Source organism: Pseudomonas sp. CFSAN084952, assembly GCF_009648855.1.
In the GTDB taxonomy this organism is placed as follows: Bacteria; Pseudomonadota; Gammaproteobacteria; order Pseudomonadales; family Pseudomonadaceae; genus Aquipseudomonas; species Aquipseudomonas paracarnis.
The window spans coordinates 6,209,041-6,231,280 of record NZ_CP045767.1 but is presented as its reverse complement, the minus strand read 5'-3'; the positions used below and the strand labels follow the sequence as shown (position 1 = coordinate 6,231,280).

At 62.0% G+C, this 22,240-nt stretch carries 21 protein-coding genes; 13 read left to right on the top strand and 8 right to left on the bottom strand.

What is annotated here, in order from left to right; all coding sequences use genetic code 11:
* Positions 1-5 precede the first annotated feature (5 nt).
* From GH769_RS28300 to GH769_RS28290, 3 genes are all read left to right on the top strand, one after another.
* Positions 6-587 carry a YigZ family protein gene (locus GH769_RS28300; protein ID WP_014716775.1) on the top strand — a complete coding sequence of 194 codons (582 nt, stop codon included), beginning with the start codon at positions 6-8 and terminating at the stop codon, positions 585-587.
* 56 nt (positions 588-643) lie between these two features.
* Entirely contained in the window at positions 644-1,330 is a 687-nt protein-coding gene (locus GH769_RS28295; protein ID WP_014716774.1) for an SDR family oxidoreductase, read from the top strand.
* Between the two features lie 146 nt (positions 1,331-1,476).
* Entirely contained in the window at positions 1,477-2,835 is a 1,359-nt protein-coding gene (locus tag GH769_RS28290; protein ID WP_032902915.1) for an 8-oxoguanine deaminase, read from the top strand.
* A gap of 134 nt (positions 2,836-2,969) precedes the next feature.
* Here the strand turns inward: GH769_RS28290 and GH769_RS28285 are convergent, their stop codons facing one another.
* Positions 2,970-4,061, bottom strand: a complete 1,092-nt coding sequence (locus GH769_RS28285; RefSeq protein WP_003188263.1) for a calcium:proton antiporter — start codon at positions 4,059-4,061, stop codon at positions 2,970-2,972.
* 193 nt (positions 4,062-4,254) lie between these two features.
* On the opposite strand from GH769_RS28285, the gene GH769_RS28280 reads away from it, so the two are divergent.
* Positions 4,255-5,208 (top strand): adenosine deaminase, encoded by a 954-nt coding sequence (locus tag GH769_RS28280; RefSeq protein ID WP_032902913.1) that lies wholly within the window; start codon positions 4,255-4,257, stop codon positions 5,206-5,208.
* A 126-nt stretch (positions 5,209-5,334) separates the two neighbouring features.
* On the opposite strand, the gene GH769_RS28275 is transcribed toward GH769_RS28280, so the two are convergent.
* The 3 genes from GH769_RS28275 to GH769_RS28265 form a co-directional block, all read right to left on the bottom strand.
* The gene (locus GH769_RS28275) at positions 5,335-6,705 is read right to left on the bottom strand and encodes an MFS transporter (protein ID WP_020301941.1); all 1,371 of its coding nucleotides are present in this window, start codon (positions 6,703-6,705) and stop codon (positions 5,335-5,337) included.
* A gap of 201 nt (positions 6,706-6,906) precedes the next feature.
* On the bottom strand, positions 6,907-7,593 hold the full coding sequence (locus GH769_RS28270) for a helix-turn-helix transcriptional regulator (protein ID WP_020301942.1): 687 nt from the start codon (positions 7,591-7,593) through the stop codon (positions 6,907-6,909).
* Between the two features lie 135 nt (positions 7,594-7,728).
* Positions 7,729-8,658, bottom strand: coding sequence for a LysR family transcriptional regulator (locus tag GH769_RS28265; protein ID WP_032902910.1), 930 nt, complete (start codon positions 8,656-8,658; stop codon positions 7,729-7,731).
* Positions 8,659-8,775: 117 nt separating this feature from the next.
* Here GH769_RS28265 and GH769_RS28260 point away from each other — a divergent pair, with 117 nt between their 5' ends.
* From GH769_RS28260 to GH769_RS28250, 3 genes are all read left to right on the top strand, one after another.
* Positions 8,776-9,069 carry a putative quinol monooxygenase gene (locus tag GH769_RS28260; RefSeq protein ID WP_003188253.1) on the top strand — a complete coding sequence of 98 codons (294 nt, stop codon included), beginning with the start codon at positions 8,776-8,778 and terminating at the stop codon, positions 9,067-9,069.
* A gap of 136 nt (positions 9,070-9,205) precedes the next feature.
* Positions 9,206-10,219, top strand: coding sequence for a zinc-binding alcohol dehydrogenase family protein (locus GH769_RS28255; protein ID WP_014716768.1), 1,014 nt, complete (start codon positions 9,206-9,208; stop codon positions 10,217-10,219).
* 146 nt (positions 10,220-10,365) lie between these two features.
* A complete protein-coding gene (locus GH769_RS28250; protein WP_014716767.1) occupies positions 10,366-10,545 on the top strand; it encodes a hypothetical protein in 180 nt (59 codons plus the stop codon).
* A gap of 8 nt (positions 10,546-10,553) precedes the next feature.
* On the opposite strand, the gene GH769_RS28245 is transcribed toward GH769_RS28250, so the two are convergent.
* Positions 10,554-11,747 carry a multidrug effflux MFS transporter gene (locus GH769_RS28245; protein ID WP_014716766.1) on the bottom strand — a complete coding sequence of 398 codons (1,194 nt, stop codon included), beginning with the start codon at positions 11,745-11,747 and terminating at the stop codon, positions 10,554-10,556.
* 87 nt (positions 11,748-11,834) lie between these two features.
* Positions 11,835-12,032, bottom strand: coding sequence for a heavy-metal-associated domain-containing protein (locus GH769_RS28240; protein WP_014716765.1), 198 nt, complete (start codon positions 12,030-12,032; stop codon positions 11,835-11,837).
* Positions 12,033-12,179: 147 nt separating this feature from the next.
* On the opposite strand from GH769_RS28240, the gene GH769_RS28235 reads away from it, so the two are divergent.
* From GH769_RS28235 to cueR, 3 genes are all read left to right on the top strand, one after another.
* Positions 12,180-12,560 carry a hypothetical protein gene (locus GH769_RS28235; protein ID WP_020301945.1) on the top strand — a complete coding sequence of 127 codons (381 nt, stop codon included), beginning with the start codon at positions 12,180-12,182 and terminating at the stop codon, positions 12,558-12,560.
* A 66-nt stretch (positions 12,561-12,626) separates the two neighbouring features.
* Positions 12,627-14,828 carry a cation-translocating P-type ATPase gene (locus tag GH769_RS28230; RefSeq protein ID WP_032902909.1) on the top strand — a complete coding sequence of 734 codons (2,202 nt, stop codon included), beginning with the start codon at positions 12,627-12,629 and terminating at the stop codon, positions 14,826-14,828.
* Positions 14,825-15,226, top strand: coding sequence for a Cu(I)-responsive transcriptional regulator (gene cueR / locus GH769_RS28225; RefSeq protein ID WP_014716762.1), 402 nt, complete (start codon positions 14,825-14,827; stop codon positions 15,224-15,226). Before GH769_RS28230 ends, cueR begins: the two co-directional genes overlap by 4 nt.
* Positions 15,227-15,444: 218 nt before the next feature.
* Here cueR and GH769_RS28215 read toward each other — a convergent pair whose 3' ends face one another.
* Together GH769_RS28215 and GH769_RS28210 are read right to left on the bottom strand one after the other, a co-directional pair.
* The gene (locus GH769_RS28215; protein WP_014716761.1) at positions 15,445-16,344 is read right to left on the bottom strand and encodes a PA4780 family RIO1-like protein kinase; all 900 of its coding nucleotides are present in this window, start codon (positions 16,342-16,344) and stop codon (positions 15,445-15,447) included.
* A gap of 134 nt (positions 16,345-16,478) precedes the next feature.
* Entirely contained in the window at positions 16,479-17,756 is a 1,278-nt protein-coding gene (locus GH769_RS28210) for an acetyl-CoA C-acetyltransferase (RefSeq protein ID WP_032902907.1), read from the bottom strand.
* Positions 17,757-17,869: 113 nt separating this feature from the next.
* Here GH769_RS28210 and GH769_RS28205 point away from each other — a divergent pair, with 113 nt between their 5' ends.
* From GH769_RS28205 to GH769_RS28195, 3 genes are all read left to right on the top strand, one after another.
* Positions 17,870-19,222, top strand: coding sequence for a 3-oxoacyl-ACP reductase (locus GH769_RS28205; RefSeq protein ID WP_032902906.1), 1,353 nt, complete (start codon positions 17,870-17,872; stop codon positions 19,220-19,222).
* 2 nt (positions 19,223-19,224) lie between these two features.
* Positions 19,225-20,073, top strand: coding sequence for a MaoC/PaaZ C-terminal domain-containing protein (locus tag GH769_RS28200; RefSeq protein WP_020301947.1), 849 nt, complete (start codon positions 19,225-19,227; stop codon positions 20,071-20,073).
* 303 nt (positions 20,074-20,376) lie between these two features.
* Entirely contained in the window at positions 20,377-22,170 is a 1,794-nt protein-coding gene (locus GH769_RS28195) for a collagen-like triple helix repeat-containing protein (protein ID WP_153649951.1), read from the top strand.
* The last annotated feature ends 70 nt before the right edge of the window (positions 22,171-22,240 follow it).

Genomic DNA, 22,240 nt, shown 5'->3' with positions numbered 1-22,240 from the left:
GATTTATGTCTTTTACGCTCACCGGCTTTTGCGAGTTTCGTGAAGAAATACGCAAAAGTCGCTTTATCACCTTGGCGGCGCCGATTACCAGCCCGCAGGACGCCCAGGCGTTTTTCGAGCAACACAGCGACCTCAACGCCACGCACAACTGCTGGGCCTGGAAGCTGGGCGATCAATACCGCAGCAGCGATGACGGCGAACCCGGAGGCACCGCCGGGCGCCCGATTCTTGCAGCCATCGAGGCCCAGGGCTTTGATCAGGTGGCCGTCTTGGTGATCCGCTGGTACGGCGGCATTCAACTGGGCACGGGTGGATTGGCCCGCGCCTATGGCGGCGGGGCCAATAAATGCCTGCAAAATGCCGAGCGCATCGAGCTGATCAGCCGCGTCCCCCTGCGTTGCGCCTGTGGCTTCTCCGAACTGAACCTGGTGAAGCTGCGTGTCGCTGAACTCGGCGGGCTTGTGGTGGAAGAAACCTTCACCGCCAACGGCGTAGAGCTGCAACTCGCCCTGGGGGAGGCGCACATCGACACCCTGCAAACCCAGCTCGCCGACCTGAGCCGTGGGCGCATCCTGCTCGAACGCTGAAACTGCTACTGTTATGCGCTGAACTCCCTGAACCGCGATTTCAAAGGAAGCCTTTCATGTCTACGCCAAAAACCGCACTGATCATCGGCGCCTCGCGCGGGCTGGGCCTTGGCCTGGTCAAGCAACTGCTCCAGGACGGCTGGGACGTGACCGCCACCGTGCGCGATCCGAACAAGGCCGATGCGTTGAAAGCCGTGGGGCCGGTGCAGATCGAGAAGTTGGACATGGACGATCAGCAAGCCGTGATCGCCCTGGCCCAACACCTGAAAGATCGCACCTTTGACCTGCTGTTCGTCAACGCCGGCGTCAAAGGCCCGGCCAATCAGGAGCCCGGCTACGCGACCCTGGCGGAAGTCGGCCAGTTGTTCTTCACCAACGCCGTGGCGCCGATCAACCTGGCCCAGCGTTTTGTCGGGCAGATCCGCAAAGACACCGGCGTGCTGGCCTTCATGAGTTCAGTACTGGGCAGCGTGACCATTCCCGACGGCTCGGACCTGGCGCTGTACAAAGCCAGCAAGGCCGCCCTCAATTCGATGACCAACAGCTTTATCACGCAACTGGGCGAGCCCAAACCGACGGTGCTGTCGCTGCATCCAGGCTGGGTGAAGACCGACATGGGCGGCGAAAACGCCCACATCGACGTCGAGACCAGCGTGCGCGGCCTGGTGGACCAGGTAAATGCCTACACTGGCAAAGGCGGCCATCACTTCGTCGACTACAAAGGCGACACCATCGCCTGGTAAGTGGCAAAGGGTCGTTATCGACCAATTGCCGTCGATAACGATCCACGCGTAAACTGCCCACCTCGCCCTCCCCGGCGACCCTGGATCAGCAGACAGGGCAACACTGAGCTGGCAAACCTGAACCCATCATTCAGAGGAGCCGGCCAATGCCTGCGACCCGTATCTGGTTAAAAAAACCCCTCGCGATTTTCACCGCCAATGGCCTCGATGCCCGTGGCGGCCTAGTGCTGCAAGACGGTGTCATCACCGAAGTGCTGGCCCAAGGACAAGCGCCTGCACAACCCTGCGCCCAGGTGTTCGATGCCCGCGAGCATGTAGTGCTGCCTGGGCTGATCAATACCCACCACCACTTCTATCAAACCCTGACCCGTGCCTGGGGCCCGGTGGTCAACCAGCCGCTGTTTCCCTGGCTGAAAACCCTGTACCCGGTATGGGCGCGACTCACCCCGGAAAAACTCGCCCTGGCCAGCAAAGTCGCCCTGGCCGAATTGCTGCTCTCGGGCTGCACCACGGCGGCCGATCACCACTACCTGTTCCCCGATGGTTTGGAAAACGCCATTGATGTGCAGGTAGACAGCGTGCGTGAACTGGGGATGCGCGCCATGCTCACCCGCGGTTCCATGAGCCTGGGCGAAGCCGATGGCGGCCTGCCGCCGCAGCAAACGGTGCAGCAAGGCCAAGTGATTCTCGAAGACAGCCAGCGCCTGATCCGCGAATATCACCAGCGCGGTGACGGTGCGCAGATCCAGATCGCCCTGGCGCCGTGCTCGCCGTTTTCCGTCACCCCCGAAATCATGCAAGCCAGCGCCGAGCTGGCCAACCAGTTGGACGTGCGCCTACACACCCACCTGGCGGAAACCCTTGATGAGGAAGATTTCTGCCTGCAACGCTTCGGGCTGCGTACCGTGGATTACCTCGACAGCGTCGGCTGGCTTGGCCCGCGCACTTGGCTGGCCCACGGCATTCACTTCAACCCGGACGAAATCGAGCGCCTGGGCGCAGCCGGCACTGGCATCTGCCATTGTCCAAGCTCGAATATGCGCCTGGCCTCCGGCATCTGCCCCACCCTGGACCTGCTCGCCGCCGGCGCCCCCATCGGCTTGGGCGTGGACGGCTCGGCCTCCAACGACGCTTCGAACATGATCCTTGAAGCCCGCCAGGCCCTGTACATCCAGCGCCTGCGCTATGGCGCGGAAAAGATCACCCCCGAAGGTGTATTGGGCTGGGCCACCAAGGGCTCGGCGCAGTTGCTGGGACGCACGGACATTGGCGAGTTGGCCGTCGGCAAACAGGCGGACCTGGCACTGTTCAAGCTCGATGAGCTGCGCTTCTCCGGCAGCCATGACCCCATTTCCGCGCTGCTGTTGTGCGGTGCGGACCGGGCAGACCGGGTGATGATCGCAGGTCAATGGCGGGTGATCGACGGCCAAGTCGAAGGGCTGGATCTGAAAGGCTTGATCGCGGATCACAGCCAGGCAGCGCGCCAGTTGATCGCAGGCACCTAAGCCAGGTACCAATCAAAATGTGGAGCGGGCTTGCTCGCGAATGCGCTGTGTCAGTCAGTACATCTGTGACTGAACCACCGCATTCGCGAGCAAGCCCGCTCCCACATTGGGTCTGCGGCGCCGTTCAAATCGGGTTACAGCCCCAACAGCGACAGCATGATAAAGGTCGCAAACAACACAAAATGCGTCATCCCTTCTATCGCATTGGTTTCCCCGTCGTTGAGGTTGATCGCGCTGACGATCAGGGTGATAAACACCATCACCGTTTGCACCGGCGTCATCGCCATCTGGAACGGCTGCCCGGTGTAGAGCGCCATGGCTTCCATCACCGGCACCGTCAGGATCACCGTAGACAACGAAGCCCCCAGCGCGATGTTGACCACCGATTGCATGCGGTTGGCCAACGCGGCGCGCAGTGCCGTGAGGATCTCCGGCGCGGCCGAGATAGCCGCCACCACAATCGCGGTAATCACCGGCGGTGCGCCGGTCCCTTCCAGGCCCAGGTCGAGAGTCTTTGACATCACCTCGGCCAGCGCCCCAATCACGATCACCCCAAACACCAGGGTCGCAATGGAAAACGTCAGGCTGACAGACGGCGCGTGCTCGTCTTCCGGCTGTTTCTTACGGCGTTTTTCCGGATAGCTGTAGCTGAAGAAATAACTGTGCGGCCCCACCTGCATGCGCAGGAACAAGGTGTAAAGCACCACCATCGCGCCAATGGTGAAGGCCGAGTAAATTTTCCAGTCCGCTTCGGGGATAAATTCCGGCACCACCATCGACACACCCATGGCAGTAAGAATCATCACACTGTAGGTGCGCGCCGAGTCATCGTTGTAGGACTGTTCGCCATGCTTGATGCCGCCCATCAGCGCGGCCAGGCCGAGGATGCCGTTGATATCGAGCATCACCGCTGAGTAAATGGTGTCGCGCACCAGCGTCGGCGATGGCTCGTTGCTCATCATGATCGCCAGGATCACCACCTCCACCAATACCGCGGCGAGGGTCAGGATCATGGTGCCGTAGGGGTCACCGACTTTTTCCGCCAACTGCTCGGCGTGATGAGCCACGCGCATCGATGCCATCACGATAAACGCGATCAGCGCGAAGCCGGCCAGCAGCGCGACCAGTTGGCCGCTGTGGAGCATCCAGTGTTCCAGCGGATAGGCGGCGATGGCGGCAATCAGCGCCAGCAGCATGAATTTTTCTTGCTTGAGGGATGTGAGCATTCCGGGCCTTTTCATACAGCGAATCAGTCATTGATGGGGTACAGACTGCGCCGAGCCGCTAACGTTTCGTTACACCTTAGTTCAGGCCGCCCTTGCGTGGGTGACAGAAATACTCTCCTGCTGGTCAGGTTTTGCCGATTATTTCAGCCATGGCCTGTAGAATGCCGTCATTGCACCTGATGAGAATTTAAAAATGTACGATTGGCTCAACGCCCTGCCCAAGGCTGAATTGCACCTGCACCTGGAAGGCTCGCTGGAGCCTGAGCTGCTGTTCGCCCTGGCCGAGCGCAACAAGATTGCGCTGCCATGGAACGACGTCGAAACCCTGCGCAAGGCCTACGCCTTCAACAACCTGCAAGAGTTTCTCGACCTGTATTACAAGGGCGCCGATGTGCTGCGCACGTCCCAGGATTTCTACGACCTGACCTGGACCTACCTGCTGCGCTGCAAGGCCCAGAACGTGATTCACACTGAACCGTTCTTCGACCCGCAAACCCACACCGACCGTGGCGTGCCGTTCGAAGTGGTGCTCAACGGCATCGCCGCCGCACTCAAAGACGGCGAGCAGCAACTGGGCATCACCAGCGGTTTGATCCTCAGCTTCCTGCGCCACCTGAGCGAAGACGAAGCGCAGAAAACCCTCGACCAGGCGCTGCCATTCCGTGACGCGTTCGTGGCCGTGGGCCTGGACAGCTCGGAAATGGGCCACCCACCGAGCAAGTTCCAGCGCGTGTTCGACCGTGCCAGTCACGAAGGCTTCCTCACCGTCGCCCACGCTGGCGAAGAAGGCCCGCCCGAGTACATCTGGGAAGCCCTCGACCTTCTGAAAATCCAGCGCATCGACCACGGCGTGCGCGCCATTGAAGACGAGCGCTTGATGCAGCGCATCATCGACGAGCAGATCCCGTTGACCGTGTGCCCGCTGTCCAACACCAAGCTCTGCGTGTTCGACGACATGGCCCAGCACAACATCCTCGACATGCTCGAACGTGGCGTAAAGGTCACCGTGAACTCGGATGACCCGGCGTACTTCGGCGGTTACGTCACTGAGAACTTCCATGCGCTGCACACCAGCCTGGGCATGACTCAGGACCAGGCCAAACGCCTGGCGCAGAACAGCCTGGATGCGCGGCTCGTGAAGCCATAACTGAATAGACCTGGACTCAACCTGTGGGAGCTGGCTTGCCTGCGATAGCGGTGTATCAGCCAGCCTCTTATTGCCTGACCTACCGCTATCGCGGGCAAGCCCGGCTCCCACATGGCCCCATCAGCTTTAAGCCTGGGTGAGTTCTTCCAGGGTCTTGCCCTTGGTCTCCATCCCGAACAACCACACCACCAGCGCCGCCACCGCAAAGCACAGCGCACCCAAGGCAAATACCCCGCCCTGCCCGGTTATCGGGAATACCAGTCCGGTTACCAACGGCCCCAGCAACGAGCCAACCCGCCCAATCGCCGACGCAAACCCCGAGCCGGTCGCACGTGCCGAGGTGGGATACAACTCCGGCGTGTAGGTGTACAGCACCGCCCACATGCCAAACAGGAAGAACTGCATCAACAACCCCGAGGTGATCAGCAGGCTTACGTTGCCGCCAAACACTGCGCTCTGCCCATACAGAAACGCCATCACCCCGCCGCCCAGCAAGGTCACCACGCACACGGGCTTGCGCCCCCAGCGCTCGACCAACCACGCGGCCATCAAAAAGCCTGGGATTCCGCCCAGGGAAATGATCACCGTGTAATACACCGACTGAGTCACAGCAAAACCCGATTGCTGTAACAACGCACTCAACCACGACGTCAGCCCGTAGAACCCAAGCAGGGCGAAGAACCACACACTCCAGATCATCATCGTGCGTTGGCGGTACTGCGCGGACCACAGCTGCTGGAACGCGGAGAAAAACGTCCCCGGCGCACTCTCGATCCGTGGCAGGGCAATCGGCTCCGGCAAGTCGGCGCGGCCCAAGGAATCGCGCACCTTCTGCTCGATGCCAAGCAAGACCTTGTCCGCCGCCTCATGGCGCCCAGCCTGTTCCAGCCAACGCGGCGACTCCGGAATAAAGAAACGGATGGCCAGCACAAACACCGCCGGTATCGCCAACACCAGAAAGATGTCGCGCCAGCCAATCACCGGCAACAAGAAGTAAGACAACACGCCCGCGGCCACAAAACCCAACGGCCAGAAGCCATCCATCAAGGCGATGTAACGGCCGCGTCGCTTGGCGGGGATCAGCTCCGACAGCATCGACTGGGCAATGGGAAACTCCATGCCCATGCCAATGCCCAGCAGGATCCGGAACAACGTCAGCGTCTCCACCGTCTGCGCCATGGAACACAGGTAGCTCGCCAGGCCCCAGAGTACGATGCTCCACTGGAACACCGGCTTGCGCCCGAAGCGATCAGCAAGCATCCCGGACAGCGAAGCGCCCACCACCATGCCGAAAAAACTCGAACTGGCCAGCAACCCGGCCTGGGCCGTGCTCAGGCCAAACTCGGCTTTGATCGAGCCCAGCAGGAAGGTCATCATCGCCAGGTCCATGGAGTCGAAGAAAAACGCCAGGGCGATGATGATGAAAATGACTCGGTGGTAACCGCTGATGGGCAACCGTTCCAGGCGTTCCGCCGCGCTATAACCCTGCCTACCCATGCCGCACCCCTCGTATGAAAAAATCCCCTTGGCGAGTGTGCGGCATCGTTTACGCTGGCTATTGCTGAATGCGACCTGACGACAGCTGAGAGCGACGCCAGCACCTGTAGGAGCGAGCTTGCTCGCGAAGAACGTTAACGATAACGCCGGGCATCTGGATAAAACGCGGCGCCCTCAAGTTTTTCACGAGCACGCTCGCTCCTACAGCTTGGCAACGCGAGCTATGTGCTCAAGCCCCCCGTCATTGACCGACAGGGCCCGTGACTCGTTGATCACACTGATCCAGTTCGCCTGCAAAAACAGCTGCATCAAGCCCGCCCCCAACGCACCGCCCAGATGGGGTTGTTGCTGGCTCCAGTCGAAACAGTCGCAGGCCAGCGGCGATGCCAATGCCTGGGTAAAAATGCCCAGTTCCGCCAACGCTTGCACGCCCCTGGGCGTCACCTCGGTACGCTGCTCATGGCGCTCGATCCATCCGGCCTCAAGCATCCGTTGATACAGCTGCGCCGCCAGTTCACCGCCGAGGTGGCCGTGGCACCAGCGGGCGCGGCGCAGCAACGGCGGCGCTCGCAGCGCCGGTGGCAAAACATCCGGGGTGCTGCGGGCCGCGCTGGCCATGGTGGTGCTGGCCAATGCATCAATGGCGGTGCTGACATCAGCGGCCGCTAGCCTAAACAGGCGCTGGCCTCGCCGTGCCTCGATCCGCAACAGGCCGCTGCCGGTCAGCCGCGCCAAGTGTGCATTGGCTGACGCCGGCGACAAACCGGCCAGCGCTGCCAGCTCGTCTGAAGATTTCGCCGAACCGTCCATCAAGGCCCAGAGCATGGCCGTGCGTTTAGGCTCGGCGAGCAAGCTGGCGATCTGGCTGATGCAAGGTGCTGCTCCCATGTATTCACTCCCTGTTAAACCATTTTTTCTGCTGCGGTTGACGCCCAAGTATAGGTGCGCGGGCAGTAGGTTCCGCGGCGTCTGACAGTGCAGATCAGGACAGGAGACGAGTGAAACTTCCGAGCGTGGCGCAGGCTATTGACGGGAAACCATGCGTCCCGGTCGCTGCGCCGTCAATGTCGCACAGCGGGACACGAGCATGTCCCGCAGCAGATTGATGGGTTTACTCAATTGCGCACGGTGGGCGCACAGCAGGTTGAGCGGGGTGCGCTCGCCCTGCAGTTCCGGCAGGATCAAACGCAAGCGCCCGGCCAGCACATCGGTGCTCACATCCAGCCAAGACTTGTAGGCGATGCCCATGCCCGCCACCGCCCAGCGGCGCACCACATCAGCGTCATCGCTGAAGCGATCGCCGCTGACCGTCAGGCTTACGTGGCGCTTGCCATCGTAAAAACCCCAGTGGTCGTGGACGCGGCTGCCGAGCATGTACAGCAGGCAATTGTGCTGGGCCAATTGTTCCAGGTGCCGCGGCTCGCCATGCCGGGCGAGGTAACTGGGGGCGGCGCAGAGTACGCGAATATTGTCCGCAGCAATGGGCAGCGCAATCAGGCTGGAGTCTTCGGGTTCGCCGTAACGCAGGGCAATGTCCACGGGCTGACGGAACAAGTCAGCAATGCGATCACCGAGCAACAGGCGCACGTTGAGTTGCGGATGCTCCTGCTGGAACGCATCCAGCCACGGCAACAGTTGGTTGCGGCCAAAATCCGAGGGTGCCGACAATTGCAGCACACCACTGACGTGATCCTGGCCACTGGCCAATAGGCGCCGCCCTTCATCCAGCGCACTCAGTGACGCCCGTGCGTACTCCAGAAAGCCCTCACCTTCGGCCGTCAGCCGAAGGCTGCGGGTAGAGCGCGCCAGCAAGCGCGTGCCCAGTTGCTGTTCGATACGCTTGAGTGCAGCACTGGCCACCGCCGGTGACAGGTCCATGACCCGCGCCGCGGCCGACAGGCTGCCTAAGTCCGCTGCCCGCACAAACAACTGCAAATCATCAAAACGCAGCATGCATTCCCGCTCATTATCAATATTTGGTTGAAACAGCCTGCTGTTTTAGCCGCTTTTATCGGCGTGGGAAATAGCCAATCATCTGCCCATCCCGTTAGCCCGTGCCAGGAGTCGACTATGTCCACCGCTTTTAATGTCATCGCCACGCTGATCGCCAAACCCGGCCAGCACGCCACCCTGGAAACCCTGCTGCGCGGCCTGCTGGAACCGACCCGCCTGGAAGCCGGTTGCGAGCAGTACGACCTGCACCAGGACCTGCAACACCCCGAGACCTTCTACATGCTCGAGCGCTGGAGCGACGACGCTGCGCTGGCCGACCACGACCAGAGCGCGCATATCCAGAGCTTTCGCGCCAAGGCCGCCGATGTGATCGAACACTTCGAACTCAAACGCCTGAAATTTCTCGCCTGATCCCGCCTTTTTTTAGGAGCGAGCTTGTTCGCGAAAACCCCAAGGACGGCGCGCGAAACCAGAAACACCGCGTCATCGTTAACGATCTTCGCGAGCAAGCTCGCTCCTACCTTGACCGTATTCACTTGGAGTCATCATGAAAGCCATTGCCTACTACGCCTCACTGCCGATCAACGATCCAGAATCCCTGCAAGACATCGAATTACCAGCCCCCGTTGCCGGCCCCCGTGACCTGTTGGTGGAAGTCAAAGCCATCTCGGTCAACCCGGTGGATACCAAGGTGCGCCAGAACGTCGCCCCGGAAAATGGCGCCGCCAAGGTGCTGGGTTGGGACGTGGCGGGTGTGGTCAAGGCGGTCGGCAGTGACGTGACGTTATTCAAAGTCGGCGACAAGGTGTACTACGCCGGTTCCCTGGTACGCCCAGGCGGCAACAGCGAACTGCACACCGTGGATGAACGCATCGTCGGCCATATGCCCCGAAGCCTGGGGTTTGCCGAAGCGGCCGCATTGCCGCTGACCGCTATCACTGCGTGGGAGCTGTTGTTCGAACGCTTGCAGGTCGCTGAAGGCAAAGACGATCAAGGCCAGAGCCTGCTGATCGTCGGCGCTGCCGGTGGCGTGGGGTCGATCCTGACTCAACTGGCCAACCAGCTCACGGCGCTGAAGGTCATCGGCACTGCCTCTCGCCCCGAAACCCAGGCATGGGCCAAGGCTCTTGGAGCGCACATAGTGATCGACCACAGCCAGCCGCTGAGCGAAGTGTTGAAACAGGCCGGGCACGGGCAAGTCACCCACGTTGCCAGCCTGACCCAGACCGAGCATCACTTGGACCAACTGGTCGAAGCGCTGCAACCCCAAGGCAAGCTGGCGTTGATCGACGATCCCAAGGCCCTGGATGTGAGCAAGCTCAAGCGCAAGAGCCTGTCGCTGCACTGGGAGTTCATGTACACCCGTTCGATGTTCGAGACCTCAGACATGATCGAACAGCACAACCTGCTCAACCGCGTGGCCGAACTGATCGACGCCGGCACCCTGAAAACCACGGTGGGCGAGCACTTCGGCGTGATCAATGCGGCGAACCTGCGCCGCGCCCACGCCCTGCTGGAAAGCGGCAAGGCCAAGGGCAAGATCGTGCTGGAAGGGTTCTGAAAAAACGGCTGTCAGTGTCGTCCGTTATCCACGTAGGTAATGGACGACACCATTAGTCCGAGAGTTGATCCTTGTCATATTTATGAGCCCGTTCAGGTTTATATTGGCCGCCTTTGCCACGATTCTTTTACGTGAGGAAGTCAGCAATGAAAATCCTGATAAAAGCGTTAGCAAAATCCCCCGGCAGCCAATGGCAAGTTCGTCTCGACGGCGAGGCCATCACCTTTCGCAGTGAAGCCGAGGCCCGGGCCTTCGCCGACACGCTGCAGGCCCGGATCCAGGCTCCCCACCGCTTCCCCCTCAACCAGCAACGTTCCGCTGGCTGAACCGAACGTCAGACCTGCGCCTGTACGGCCCTTGCCCGTTGCAGGCGCTGGGTCGCCATGGCAATGGTCACCGCCAGCACCCCGCAGAGGCAGATGACCATGGCCATCGGCATCGCCGTGCCGTTGTGCAACACACCGACCAACGACGCCGCGCCTGCCGCCACACCAAACTGAATGCAACCGAGCAACGCCGACGCGCTGCCGGCCCGAGCCCCCTGCCCGCTCATGGCACAGGCCGAGGTATTCGGCAAAATGCAGCCCAGGCTGGCGATGCAGATAAACAGCGGCACCAGCAACGGCCATAGCGCCTCGGTGCGCAACGCGGCAATTCCCAACAGCGTCAACGCCGCCGCCACGTACACCCACACGGTGCGCGACAGCAAAAACGCCGGGCCGCGCTTGGCGAGCAATCTTGCGTTCAGTTGCGCCACCAGGATAAAGCCCGCGGCGTTGGAGCCGAACAACCAGCCGTAATGCTCGGCCGGCACGCCATAGAGCTTGATAAATACGAAGGGGGAGCCGGCGATGTAGGCAAACATCCCGGCAATCGAGATGCCGCCGGTCAAGGCATAGCCCAGGTACACCCGGTCTGACAGTAGCGAGCCGTAGCGGCGCAACGAGCCCGACAACGGCTGACGCGGCTGATCGGCCGGGAAGGTTTCCGGCAACCCGACCGCCACGGCGATGGCCGCCATCACGCTGAACAACGACAACGCCAGGAAAATCGACTGCCAGCCCCACACGCCGACCATCAGGCCACCGGCCAATGGCGCCAGGATCGGGGCCAGGCCGGTCACCAGCATCAGTTGCGAATACACCTTGGCCGAGCCCACGGCATCGCATTTGTCACTGACCACCGCCCGGGAAATCACCATGCCCGCACACCCGCCAAGGGCCTGCACGAAGCGTGCACCGATCAGCCACTCCAGGGACGGCGCATACGCGCAGGCGAAAGACGCGAGGGTAAACAGGGTGACGCCGCTGAGCAGCGGCACGCGCCGGCCAAAGCGGTCGGCCAGCGGCCCGTAGATCAATTGGCCAATAGCCAGGCCCGCGAAATACACGGCCAGGGTCAGCTGGATATGTTTTTCATCAGTGGCGAAGGCCGTGGCCATTGCCGGAAAGCCCGGCAGGTAAAAGTCGATCGCCAACGGCGCGAAGGCGCTCAAGGCGCCCAGAATCAGGATTATGCGAAGGTTCATCAGACACCCAAGTGAGTCGGCAGCTCAACAGTCTAGCCGCGCTTGGGTGCCATGAACATTACGTTAGGTGGCTAACGATCAGAAAAATCACGCCAGCTTGGCGCTGTAGCCTTCTTCGGTTATCAGGCCGATCACGTCATCTGCAGATAAGCGGCTTTCCACACCCACTTCTTTCGCTGCCAAATCCACCTTTACACTCGCCGCCGGATCCTTGCTCTGTACCGCCTGGGTCACCGCTTTAACGCAGTGGCCGCAGGTCATTCCTTCAACGCTGAATATTTGCATGACATGACTCCTTTGATGAGGTTGAGCCCAGTGTCGAGCTTGCCATGATGGCAAGGTCAAGTTCTCAGTATTTCTGCCGGGCTGGTATTCGGCGGCGACGTCGGCCAAGCTTCAACCTTCCTAGCTGTGAACCACGGAGCATTCGCCATGCGCTGGTCGTTTTTTGCCCTTGCCGGCCTGATGAGCTTGCCTGCCGCTGCGCCCCAGGCCCTCGCTGCTGAAGATTATGCGGTGCTGATTATTTCCCGCGAACGCCTGGAAGTGCCGACCCACTGCGAGATCGGCCTGTATATCCAGGACCAACTGGCCGGGCGTCTGTTCCAGGAACAGGCCACCGCCTTCAACCTTCCCCCTGGCGATGTGTCGTTGCGCCTGAAAGTGTTGCCGAGCCAGGCCCCCGGCTGTCTGCCAGGCATGCTCGCGCCACCCGCGCAGAACATCACCTTGAAAGCCGGTGACGTACGCAAATTACGCATTGCCCAGGGCCCGGACGGCATGTACCTCAAAGCCGCGGCATTGGAATACTGAAGGGGCTTGACCTTCCCCACAGGTTAAGGTTGATCCTAGTGGCAACTTCTTCTGGAGGACTGCCCCATGAATGGATCCACCACCTTTGACCTGCCCATCGGCGGCATGACCTGTGCCAGCTGTGCCGGGCGGGTCGAACGCGCGCTGGGCAAGGTGCCGGGCGTGCAACGTGTCAGCGTCAACCTGGCCAATGAACGCGCGCACATCGAAGTACAGGGCCAGATGGACCCCAGCGTGCTGATCGCCGCCGTCGACAAGGCCGGCTACACCGCCACCCTGCCCCAAAGCGAAACCGCCACCGACGCCGATCAGGCCCGGCGTCTGCGCCGCGAGCGCTGGTCGCTGGTGGCGGGCATTCTGCTGGCGTTGCCCTTGGTGCTGCCGATGCTGGTAGAACCCTTCGGCCTGCACTGGATGCTCCCCGCCTGGATACAGTTTGCCCTGGCCACGCCAGTGCAATTCATCCTGGGTGCGCGCTTCTATGTCGCCGCCTGGAAAGCCGTGCGCGCCGGCGCCGGCAATATGGACCTGCTGGTGGCGATCGGCACCAGTGCCGGCTACGGCCTGAGTATCTATGAATGGCTCACCGCCGCCCCAGGCGTGACGCCGCACCTGTACTTCGAAGCCTCGGCGGTGGTAATCGCCTTGGTACTGCTGGGCAAATACCTGGAAAGCCGCGCCAAGCGCCAGACCGCCAGCGCCATCCGCGCCCTTGAAGCCTTGCGGCCGGAACGGGCAATCCGCGTGCAGGACGGCCGCGAAGAAGACGTCGCCATCAGTGCGTTGAAGCACGATGACCTGGTGCTGGTCAAACCCGGCGAACGCTTCCCGGTGGACGGTGAGGTGGTGGAAGGCCAGAGCCATGCCGATGAGGCGCTGATCAGTGGCGAAAGCCTGCCGGTGCCCAAACAACCCGGCGACGCGGTCACCGGTGGCGCCATCAACGGTGAAGGCCGTTTGCTGGTGCGCACCCTGGCCCTGGGCGCAGAAAGTGTGCTGGCGCGCATCATCCGCCTGGTCGAAGACGCCCAGGCCGCCAAGGCACCGATTCAGAAACTGGTGGATAAAGTCAGCCAGGTGTTCGTGCCGGCCGTGCTGGTATTGGCGCTGATTACCGTCGTGGGCTGGTGGCTGTACGGCGCCTCCCTGGAAACCGCCATCATCAATGCGGTCGCCGTATTGGTGATCGCCTGCCCTTGTGCCTTGGGCCTGGCCACGCCGACCGCGATCATGGCCGGCACCGGCGTCGCCGCGCGCCATGGCATTTTGATCAAGGACGCCGAAGCCCTGGAGCGTGCCCACGCCGTGAGCGCCGTGGTGTTCGACAAAACCGGCACCCTCACCTCAGGCGCGCCCAACATTGCGCATTTGGCGGCCGTGGATGGTGACGAAGCCCTATTGTTGCAACAGGCCGGCGCCTTGCAGCGCGGCAGTGAGCACCCACTGGCCAAGGCCGTGCTGGATGCTTGCCGCAAAAGAGGCTTGGACGTGGCCGATGTGAGCGCCAGCCAATCCCTCACCGGGCGCGGCATTGCCGGTACGCTCGACGGTCGGCCACTGGCGCTGGGCAATCGCCGCTTGCTGGAAGAAACCGGCCTGGACGCAGGCGACTTGGGCCCGCGTGCCAAGGAATGGGAAGCCGAAGGCCGCACCTTGTCCTGGCTGATCGAGCAAGGTGCGCAGCCGCGCGTGCTGGGGCTGTTTGCCTTTGGCGACACGCTCAAGCCCGGCGCGTTGCAAGCCGTGCAACAACTCAAGGCGCAGCACATCAGCAGCCACCTGATCACCGGCGATAACCACGGCAGTGCACGGGTGGTGGCCGAGGCCTTGGGCATCGACGATGTGCATGCCGAAGTACTGCCCGCCGATAAAGCCGCTGCCGTGGCCGAGCTGAAAAAAACCGGCGTGGTGGCCATGGTCGGCGACGGTATCAACGATGCACCAGCCCTGGCCGCTGCCGATATCGGCATCGCCATGGGCGGCGGCACCGACGTGGCCATGCACGCCGCCGGTATCACCTTGATGCGTGGCGACCCGCGCCTGGTGCCGGCCGCCCTGGAGATCAGCCGCAAGACCTACGCGAAAATTCGACAGAATCTGTTCTGGGCCTTTGTGTATAACTTGATCGGCATTCCCCTGGCCGCCTTCGGCCTGCTCAACCCGGTACTGGCTGGCGCCGCCATGGCCTTGTCCAGCGTCAGCGTGGTGAGTAACGCCCTGCTGTTGAAAACCTGGAAACCCAAGGACTTGGAGGATCAACGCCCATGAACATCGGCCAAGCCGCCCGCACCAGCGGGCTAAGCGCGAAGATGATTCGCTACTACGAAGCCATTGGCCTGCTGAAAACCGCCCACCGCACCGACAGCGGCTACCGGGTGTACGGTCACGACGACCTGCACACCCTGACGTTCATCAAGCGCTCGCGGGACCTGGGGTTTTCACTGGAAGAAGTCGGCAAGTTGCTGACCCTGTGGGAGGACCGGCAGCGGGCCAGCGCCGACGTAAAAGCCCTGGCGCGCCAGCACATCGACGAGCTGAACCACAAGATTCGTGAGCTGGGGCAACTACGCGATACCTTGCAGGACCTGATGGAGCACTGCCAAGGCGATCACCGGCCCGATTGCCCGATCCTCAAGGAGTTGGCCGCGGGCAATTGCTGCGCCTGACAGACCGTACGCAATGATCGCTCCCACGCTCCGCGTGGGAATGCCGCTTTCGACGCTCCGCGTCACGCTTTGGGACGCAGAGCGTCCAGGGATGCATTCCCACGCAGAGCGTGGGAACGATCAATGTGGGAGCTGGCTTGCCTGCGATAGCATCACCTCGGTGTCACTGATACACCAAGGTGCCTGCATCGCAGGCAAGCCAGCTCCCACATTGTGAGTTACTGCATCCAAGGCGGCGGCGGTGGCTCGTCCGGCACTTTGCTCGGTGGCGCGTCATCCGCTGCGCGAATCGCCTGGCGACGCTCTTCATCCAGCCGCGCGGCTTCGATTTCGCGGATCACACCGCCCACATCCGCCAGTTCTTCCGGTTCGTCGAACTCACCGGTCAATACACTGGCCGGGTGCAAGGTGCCGGCTTCGTAAAGCGCCCACATTTCCTTGGCGTACTTGGTTTTCTTCAACTCCGGGGCAAAACGCCCGAAGTAGGAAGCCATGTTGCCGACATCGCGCTCCAGCATGCTGAACGCGTGGTTGTTGCCCGCCGCATCCACCGCCTGGGGCAGGTCGATGATTACCGGGCCCGTAGGCGTGAGCAGTACGTTGAACTCGGACAGGTCACCGTGCACCAGGCCGGTGCACAGCATCAGCACGATCTGGGAGATCAGGAAGGCGTGGTATTCGCGCGCCTGGTCCGGCTCCAGCACGACGTCATTCAGACGCGGCGCCGCATCGCCGTATTCGTCGGCCACCAGTTCCATCAACAGTACGCCTTCGAGAAAGTCGAACGGCTGGGGCACACGAACGCCCGCACCGGCCAGGCGAAACAGCGCCGCCACTTCCGCGTTCTGCCAGGCATCTTCGGTTTCTTTCTTGCCGAACTTGGAGCCCTTGGCCATGGCTCGTGCCTGGCGGCTGTTACGGACCTTACGGCCTTCCTGGTATTCGGATGCCTGACGAAAACTTCGTTTATTCGCCTCCTTGTAAACCTTGGCGCAACGCAATTCATTGCCGCAGCGCACCACATAAACAGCTGCTTCTTTACCACTCATCAGAGGGCGCAGCACTTCGTCGACCAGACCGTCTTCGATCAGGGGTTCAATGCGTTTAGGAGTCTTCATCAGCTTTTATTGTGGGTCCTGTATTACCAAACACGCGTGTGGAACTCGTTATACGGCAATCGGCTCGCCGGGGGGAGAGGCTACTGACCTCTGACCCCTTGAGAATGCATTCAATGGGCCAATTTTGTCGGCAATCAGCGTTCGATAATCGCCGTCACGCCTTGGCCACCGGCGGCACAAATGGAAATCAGCCCACGGCCCTTGCCCGCCGCATCCAACAATTTAGCCAAGTTGGCGACGATCCGCCCACCGGTGGCGGCAAACGGATGGCCCGCCGCCAGGGAACTGCCCTTGACGTTGAGCCGGCTGCGGTCGATCGACCCCAGCGGTGCGTCCAGGCCCAGGCGGGTCTTGCAATAGTCGGCGTCTTCCCAGGCCTTGAGCGTGCACAGCACTTGGGCGGCGAAGGCCTCGTGGATCTCGTAGTAATCAAAGTCCTGCAAGGTCAGGCCGTTGCGCGCCAGCAAGCGTGGCACCGCATACACCGGCGCCATCAACAGGCCCTCGGCGCCGTGGACGAAATCCACCGCCGCTGCTTCGCCATCGCGCAGGTAAGCCAGGATCGGCAGGCCGCGCTCCTTGGCCCACGCCTCGCTGCCCAGCAGCACCAGAGAGGCACCATCGGTCAGCGGCGTGGAGTTACCGGCGGTGAGCGTGCCCTTTTCGCTGCGCTCGAAGGCCGGCTTGAGGCTGGCGAGTTTTTCCAGGGTCAGGTCGGGGCGCAGGTTGTTGTCGCGGGTGAGGCCGAGAAAGGGCGTGAGCAAATCGTTGTGCCAGCCCTCGGCGTAGGCCGCCGCCATCTTCTGGTGGCTCTCCAGCGCAAGCTGGTCCTGCTCGGCGCGGGGGATCTGCCAGGTCTGGGCCATCAGCTCGCAGTGCTGACCCATGGACAAACCGGTGCGCGGTTCGCCGTTGCGCGGCAGTTCCGGCTTGAGGTGATGAGGGCGAAGTTGTAACAGAAGTTTTAATTTATCTCCCAGGGATTTGCTGCGGTTGGCTTGCAGCAGGATCTTGCGCAGCCCTTCATTCACACCAATCGGTGCATCCGAGGTGGTGTCCACCCCGCCGGCAATGCCGCATTCAATCTGGCCCAGGGCGATTTTATTGGCCACCAGCAGCGCCGCCTCCAGCCCGGTGCCGCAGGCTTGCTGGATGTCGTACGCAGGGGTTTGCGGTGACAGGCGCGAGCCGAGCACGCATTCACGCGTCAGGTTGAAATCACGGGAATGCTTGAGCACCGCGCCGGCGGCCACCTCGCCCATGCGCAGGCCGTGCAGGTTGTAGCGCTCGATCAGGCCCTCCAGCGCGGCAGTCAGCATCGCCTGGTTACTCGCCGTGGCATAGGGGCCATTGGAACGGGCGAAAGGAATGCGGTTACCGCCAATGATCGCTACACGGCGCAATTGAGTCATGGAAAGCTCCCTTGTGGTGGTGGGTGGAATCATCAAGCCTAGCCTAGGCTCAATCGAACGACTGCCACCCCAGGGTGGTCAACCTTTGAACCCCAGCCTTCGGAGAGCGTTCCATGTCTGACCGTTATATCGACTTCGCCAACTCAAGCCTCGGCCATCGCCTGGTCGCCGCCATTGGCCTGCCGTCACCGGTACGCCTGGAACGCTGGCAAGCCGGACGCCTGCGCCCGGTCGAAGGCGCCCTGCTGCTGGGCGGTGGCGCATTGGCAACCCAGGTGCTGGCATTTGCCAACCGACTCACCGACGCCGTCTACAGCTACGGCGCCGAAGCCTCGACAGCGCCCGCGTGGATTCCAGGACACGGCCCCAAGCTCAAGGCGGTGGTGTTCGACGCCAGTGCTTTGCAACACACCGAGCAGCTCAAGCAACTGCGCGAATTCTTCCAACCGCTGCTGAAAAATCTCGACCCCAGTGCACACCTGGTAATCCTTGGCCGAGCGCCGGAAAGCCTCAGCGACCCCTTCGCCGCTAGCGCCCAGCACGCCCTGGAAGGCTTCAGCCGCTCCCTGGCCAAGGAGCTGCGCAGCGGTGGCGTGCTGCAGTTGCTGTACGTGGGCGACGGCGCCGAAGATCAGTTGGAAGGCGCGCTGCGGTTTTTCCTCTCGCCCAAAAGCGCTTATATCTCCGGCCAGGTGATTCGCCTGGCGGCCTGCGATACCCCGGTGCAAGATTGGACGCGCCCGCTGGCCGGGCGCAAGGCATTGGTTACCGGCGCCGCTCGAGGCATCGGTGCCTCCATCGCCGAAACCCTGGCCCGCGACGGCGCCGAGGTCATTGTGCTCGATGTGCCCCAGGCCAAGGCCGACCTTGAAGCCCTGGCCGCACGCCTGAATGCGCGCACGGTGGTGCTGGATATCTGCGCTGAAGATGCCGCACGCCAACTGATCGAGCACCTGCCAGACGGGCTCGACATCCTGGTGCACAACGCCGGCATCACCCGCGACAAAACCCTGGCCAACATGACCCCGGAATACTGGGACGCAGTGCTGGCGGTCAACCTCAAGGCTGCGCAAGTGCTGACCAAGGCCCTGCTCGACAACGACACCCTGCAAAACAACGCTCGGGTGGTGTTGCTGGCCTCCATCAGTGGCATCGCCGGCAATCGTGGGCAAACCAACTATGCCGCAAGCAAGGCCGGATTGATCGGCCTGGCTCAAGCCTGGGCGCCGCTGTTGAAGGAACGTGGGATCAGCATCAACGCCGTTGCGCCTGGGTTTATCGAAACCCAGATGACCGCGCATATCCCCTTCGCCCTGCGTGAGGCCGGGCGCCGCATGAGTTCCCTGGGTCAAGGTGGCTTGCCCCAGGATGTAGCCGAAGCCGTCGCCTGGCTGAGCCAGCCGGGCTCCGGTGCGGTCAGCGGCCAGACGCTGCGAGTGTGTGGGCAAAGTCTTCTGGGAGCGTAAGCATGCAATGGCAAACGTTGGACAGCACCCCGTCTCTACTGCCGCTGTATTGGCGCGCGGCGCTCAAGCGCAAGATCACCGGCAGCACATTGCCCGAACGTGGGTTGCGCTGCCGGATAAGTGTCAATCCCGGCGCGGTTGCGGCTTATCGCAAGGTATGCGGCTTTGCTGACAGCCCGATGCTGCCCGCGACTTATCCGCATATCCTCGCGTTCGGCCTGCAACTGCAATTGCTGACGGACAAGACTTTTCCATTTCCACTGCTGGGGTTGATCCACCTGCGCAATCGCATCCGTATTCATCGGCCTTTGGGTGGAGTCGGTGACGTGAGTGTCGGTGTCTACGCACGCAATCTCAGCCCCCATCCCAAGGGGGCCACCTTTGACATCGTCACCGTTATAGAGGATGCCCTTGGGCTCTTGTGGGAAGCCGAAAGCCAAATGTTATGCCGGGGCGTGAAGCTGGAAGGCGAAGCCCTGGAGAGCGGATTGCAAACCCCAGGCACGCTCACCGAATTGACGCGCTGGAAAGCGCCCACTGACATAGGCCGCCGCTACGCACGCGTGTCTGGCGACTACAACCCCATCCACCTTAGTGCGCCTACCGCCAAGCTGTTCGGTTTTCCCCAGGCCATCGCCCACGGGTTGTGGAACAAGGCCCGCACCCTCGCGGCGCTGGCAGAACACTTGCCGGCCGCCAATATTGAAATTGACGTCGAGTTCATGAAGCCGGTGCGCCTGCCCAGTGAAGTGATATTAATAAGTAGCGCGGCCGGTTCCAGCGGAGGGTTGGAACTCAAAGGCGCTGGGGATATTCAACACATGCGGGGCAAGTGGCAGCCGATTTCCTGAAAACCCCCTGATTAATTGTATATATACACCCTAAGTTATAGCGGACCTTGAGAGGTCCGCCGCTTTTTTATAAGCCTTTGATTTTAATCATCTAAACAATCCGAAACACCCTCCCATTACACCTTTGGTATTAGTTCCTAAGCCGACTAAGCCCGGGTGTATATAAATCGTTAATACCAAGTTGAGCATTGCGTGAAAGAGTGCCCTGGCCTGAGATAGCCACACGGACAAACCTATTGTTATCCAAAGAAATAACGAGGGTTTGAAACAACCAAGGTTGTACCAGGTGCAAGGAACTCAATCATGAAAACTCAAGTCGTGTTTTGGAAAGCAAGTACCGCGCTGGCCCTCGTTCTGGCAATGAGCCTGGGCGGCTGCAGCAGCGGTGGTGGCGGGCATAAATCCAGCGTGGCGGCGTCATCGCCGGATGCGGGTGCAGGCGCCGGAGGCGGCACAGGTGGAGGTACTGGTGGCGGTGATGGCGGTACAGGCGGTGGGACCGGTGGTGGCACAGGCGGCGGTGACGGCGGCACTGGCGGTGGAACCGGTGGTGGCACGGGCGGCGGTGACGGCGGAACTGGCGGTGGAACCGGTGGTGGCACGGGCGGTGGTGACGGCGGCACTGGCGGTGGTACTGGTGGCGGCACTGGTGGCGGCACTGGCGGCGGCACCGGCGGCGGTACTGGCGGAGGTACTGGTGGCGGCACCGGCGGCGGCACTGGCGGTGGTACTGGTGGCGGCACCGGCGGTGGTACTGGTGGCGGCACTGGCGGCGGCACTGGTTCGACAACCACCCCACTGGTCACCGGCCAGATCGCCGGCACCCTTGGCACCACAGTCGGCAATGTCGGTACAGCGGTCGGTAACCTGGGTTCGACGTTGAATGGCGTACCCATCGTCGGCGCAACCGCTGGCGGCCTGGTCACCTCGGCAGGCACCGCTGTTAACAGCATCGGCACTGGCGTAACCGCCGGCTTGGGCTCACTGGGCACCAACACCAACTCCCTGGGCACCACGGTAGCAGGCGTAGGTAATGGGGTGGCCGATTTGGGCGGCGGCCTCTCGACCACCGGCCAATCACTGTCAACCACCCTCGGGGGAGTACCCGTCGTCGGCGGTGTGACAGGCGGAGTAGGCACTGCGGTAGGTGGCGTTGTGGATAAAGTCGGCACCACCGTCACCATGCTCGGCGATACCCTCAGCACGGCCAGCACCACGGGCCCACTGGGTTCATTGAACAATACCTTTGGCAGCAAAGTAGTGGTGCCTGTAGTGTCGCTGGTGGAAAACACCACCGGCAACCTGGGCAACGCAACCGGCCTGGGCGCTCCACTCAATGGCGTACTGGATAAAGTCGGTTCGGCTGTCACTGGCCTGGGTACTCAAGTCGCCAGCACTGGCGGCACGGGCAACCCGGTCACCGGTATTGTCGGCACCGTGCTCACTGGCGTCGGTGGCACACTGGATAAATCGGGCGGTTATGTGGCCCCAACCGGTGGCACCTCGGCTCCCGGCCTTCCAGAGCTGGTGGGTGGCCTGGTGGCTAACGTGGGTACCGGCCTGAACGTGGGCAACACCAACGGCACCGTCAGTGCAGCGGGTGTGACCGGTGGTGCAGTCGGCGGCACCGTTGCGTCGCTGGGCACTGTGCTGGGTGGCACAGGTGTAGCAAACACCGCAGCTACCGCACCGGTCGCCACCGTGGCGGCCAATGTCGGCGCAGCGCTCAATCCTGTGACTAGCGGCGTCACCAACCTGACGCAAACCATCGGCACGACTACCGGTGTGGGTGCTCCGGTGAATGGTTTGGTCACTCAAGTCGGCGGCGCAGTCAGCAGCTTGGGTACCAACCTGACGGCGGCCAACGCCAACCCGATCACCAACGCGGTAGGCACCACCGTCACAGCGGTCGGCGGCACCGTCGCCTCGGTGGGTGGCCTGGTGACGGGCGGCACCACTGGCGGCACCAGCGGTGGTTTGCTCGGTGGCCTGAATATCGGCACCACCGCCACAGCAACCGGCACGGCCACAACCACAGGCGGCACTACGGCCACTGGCGGTCTGGGCGGTTTGTTGAACGGCCTGACCGGCAAATAGAAATGCACCTGGCCGATTAGACGGCCTCCCCTACAGCGCCTACGCTTGGTTGAGACGAGAGACCTTTAAT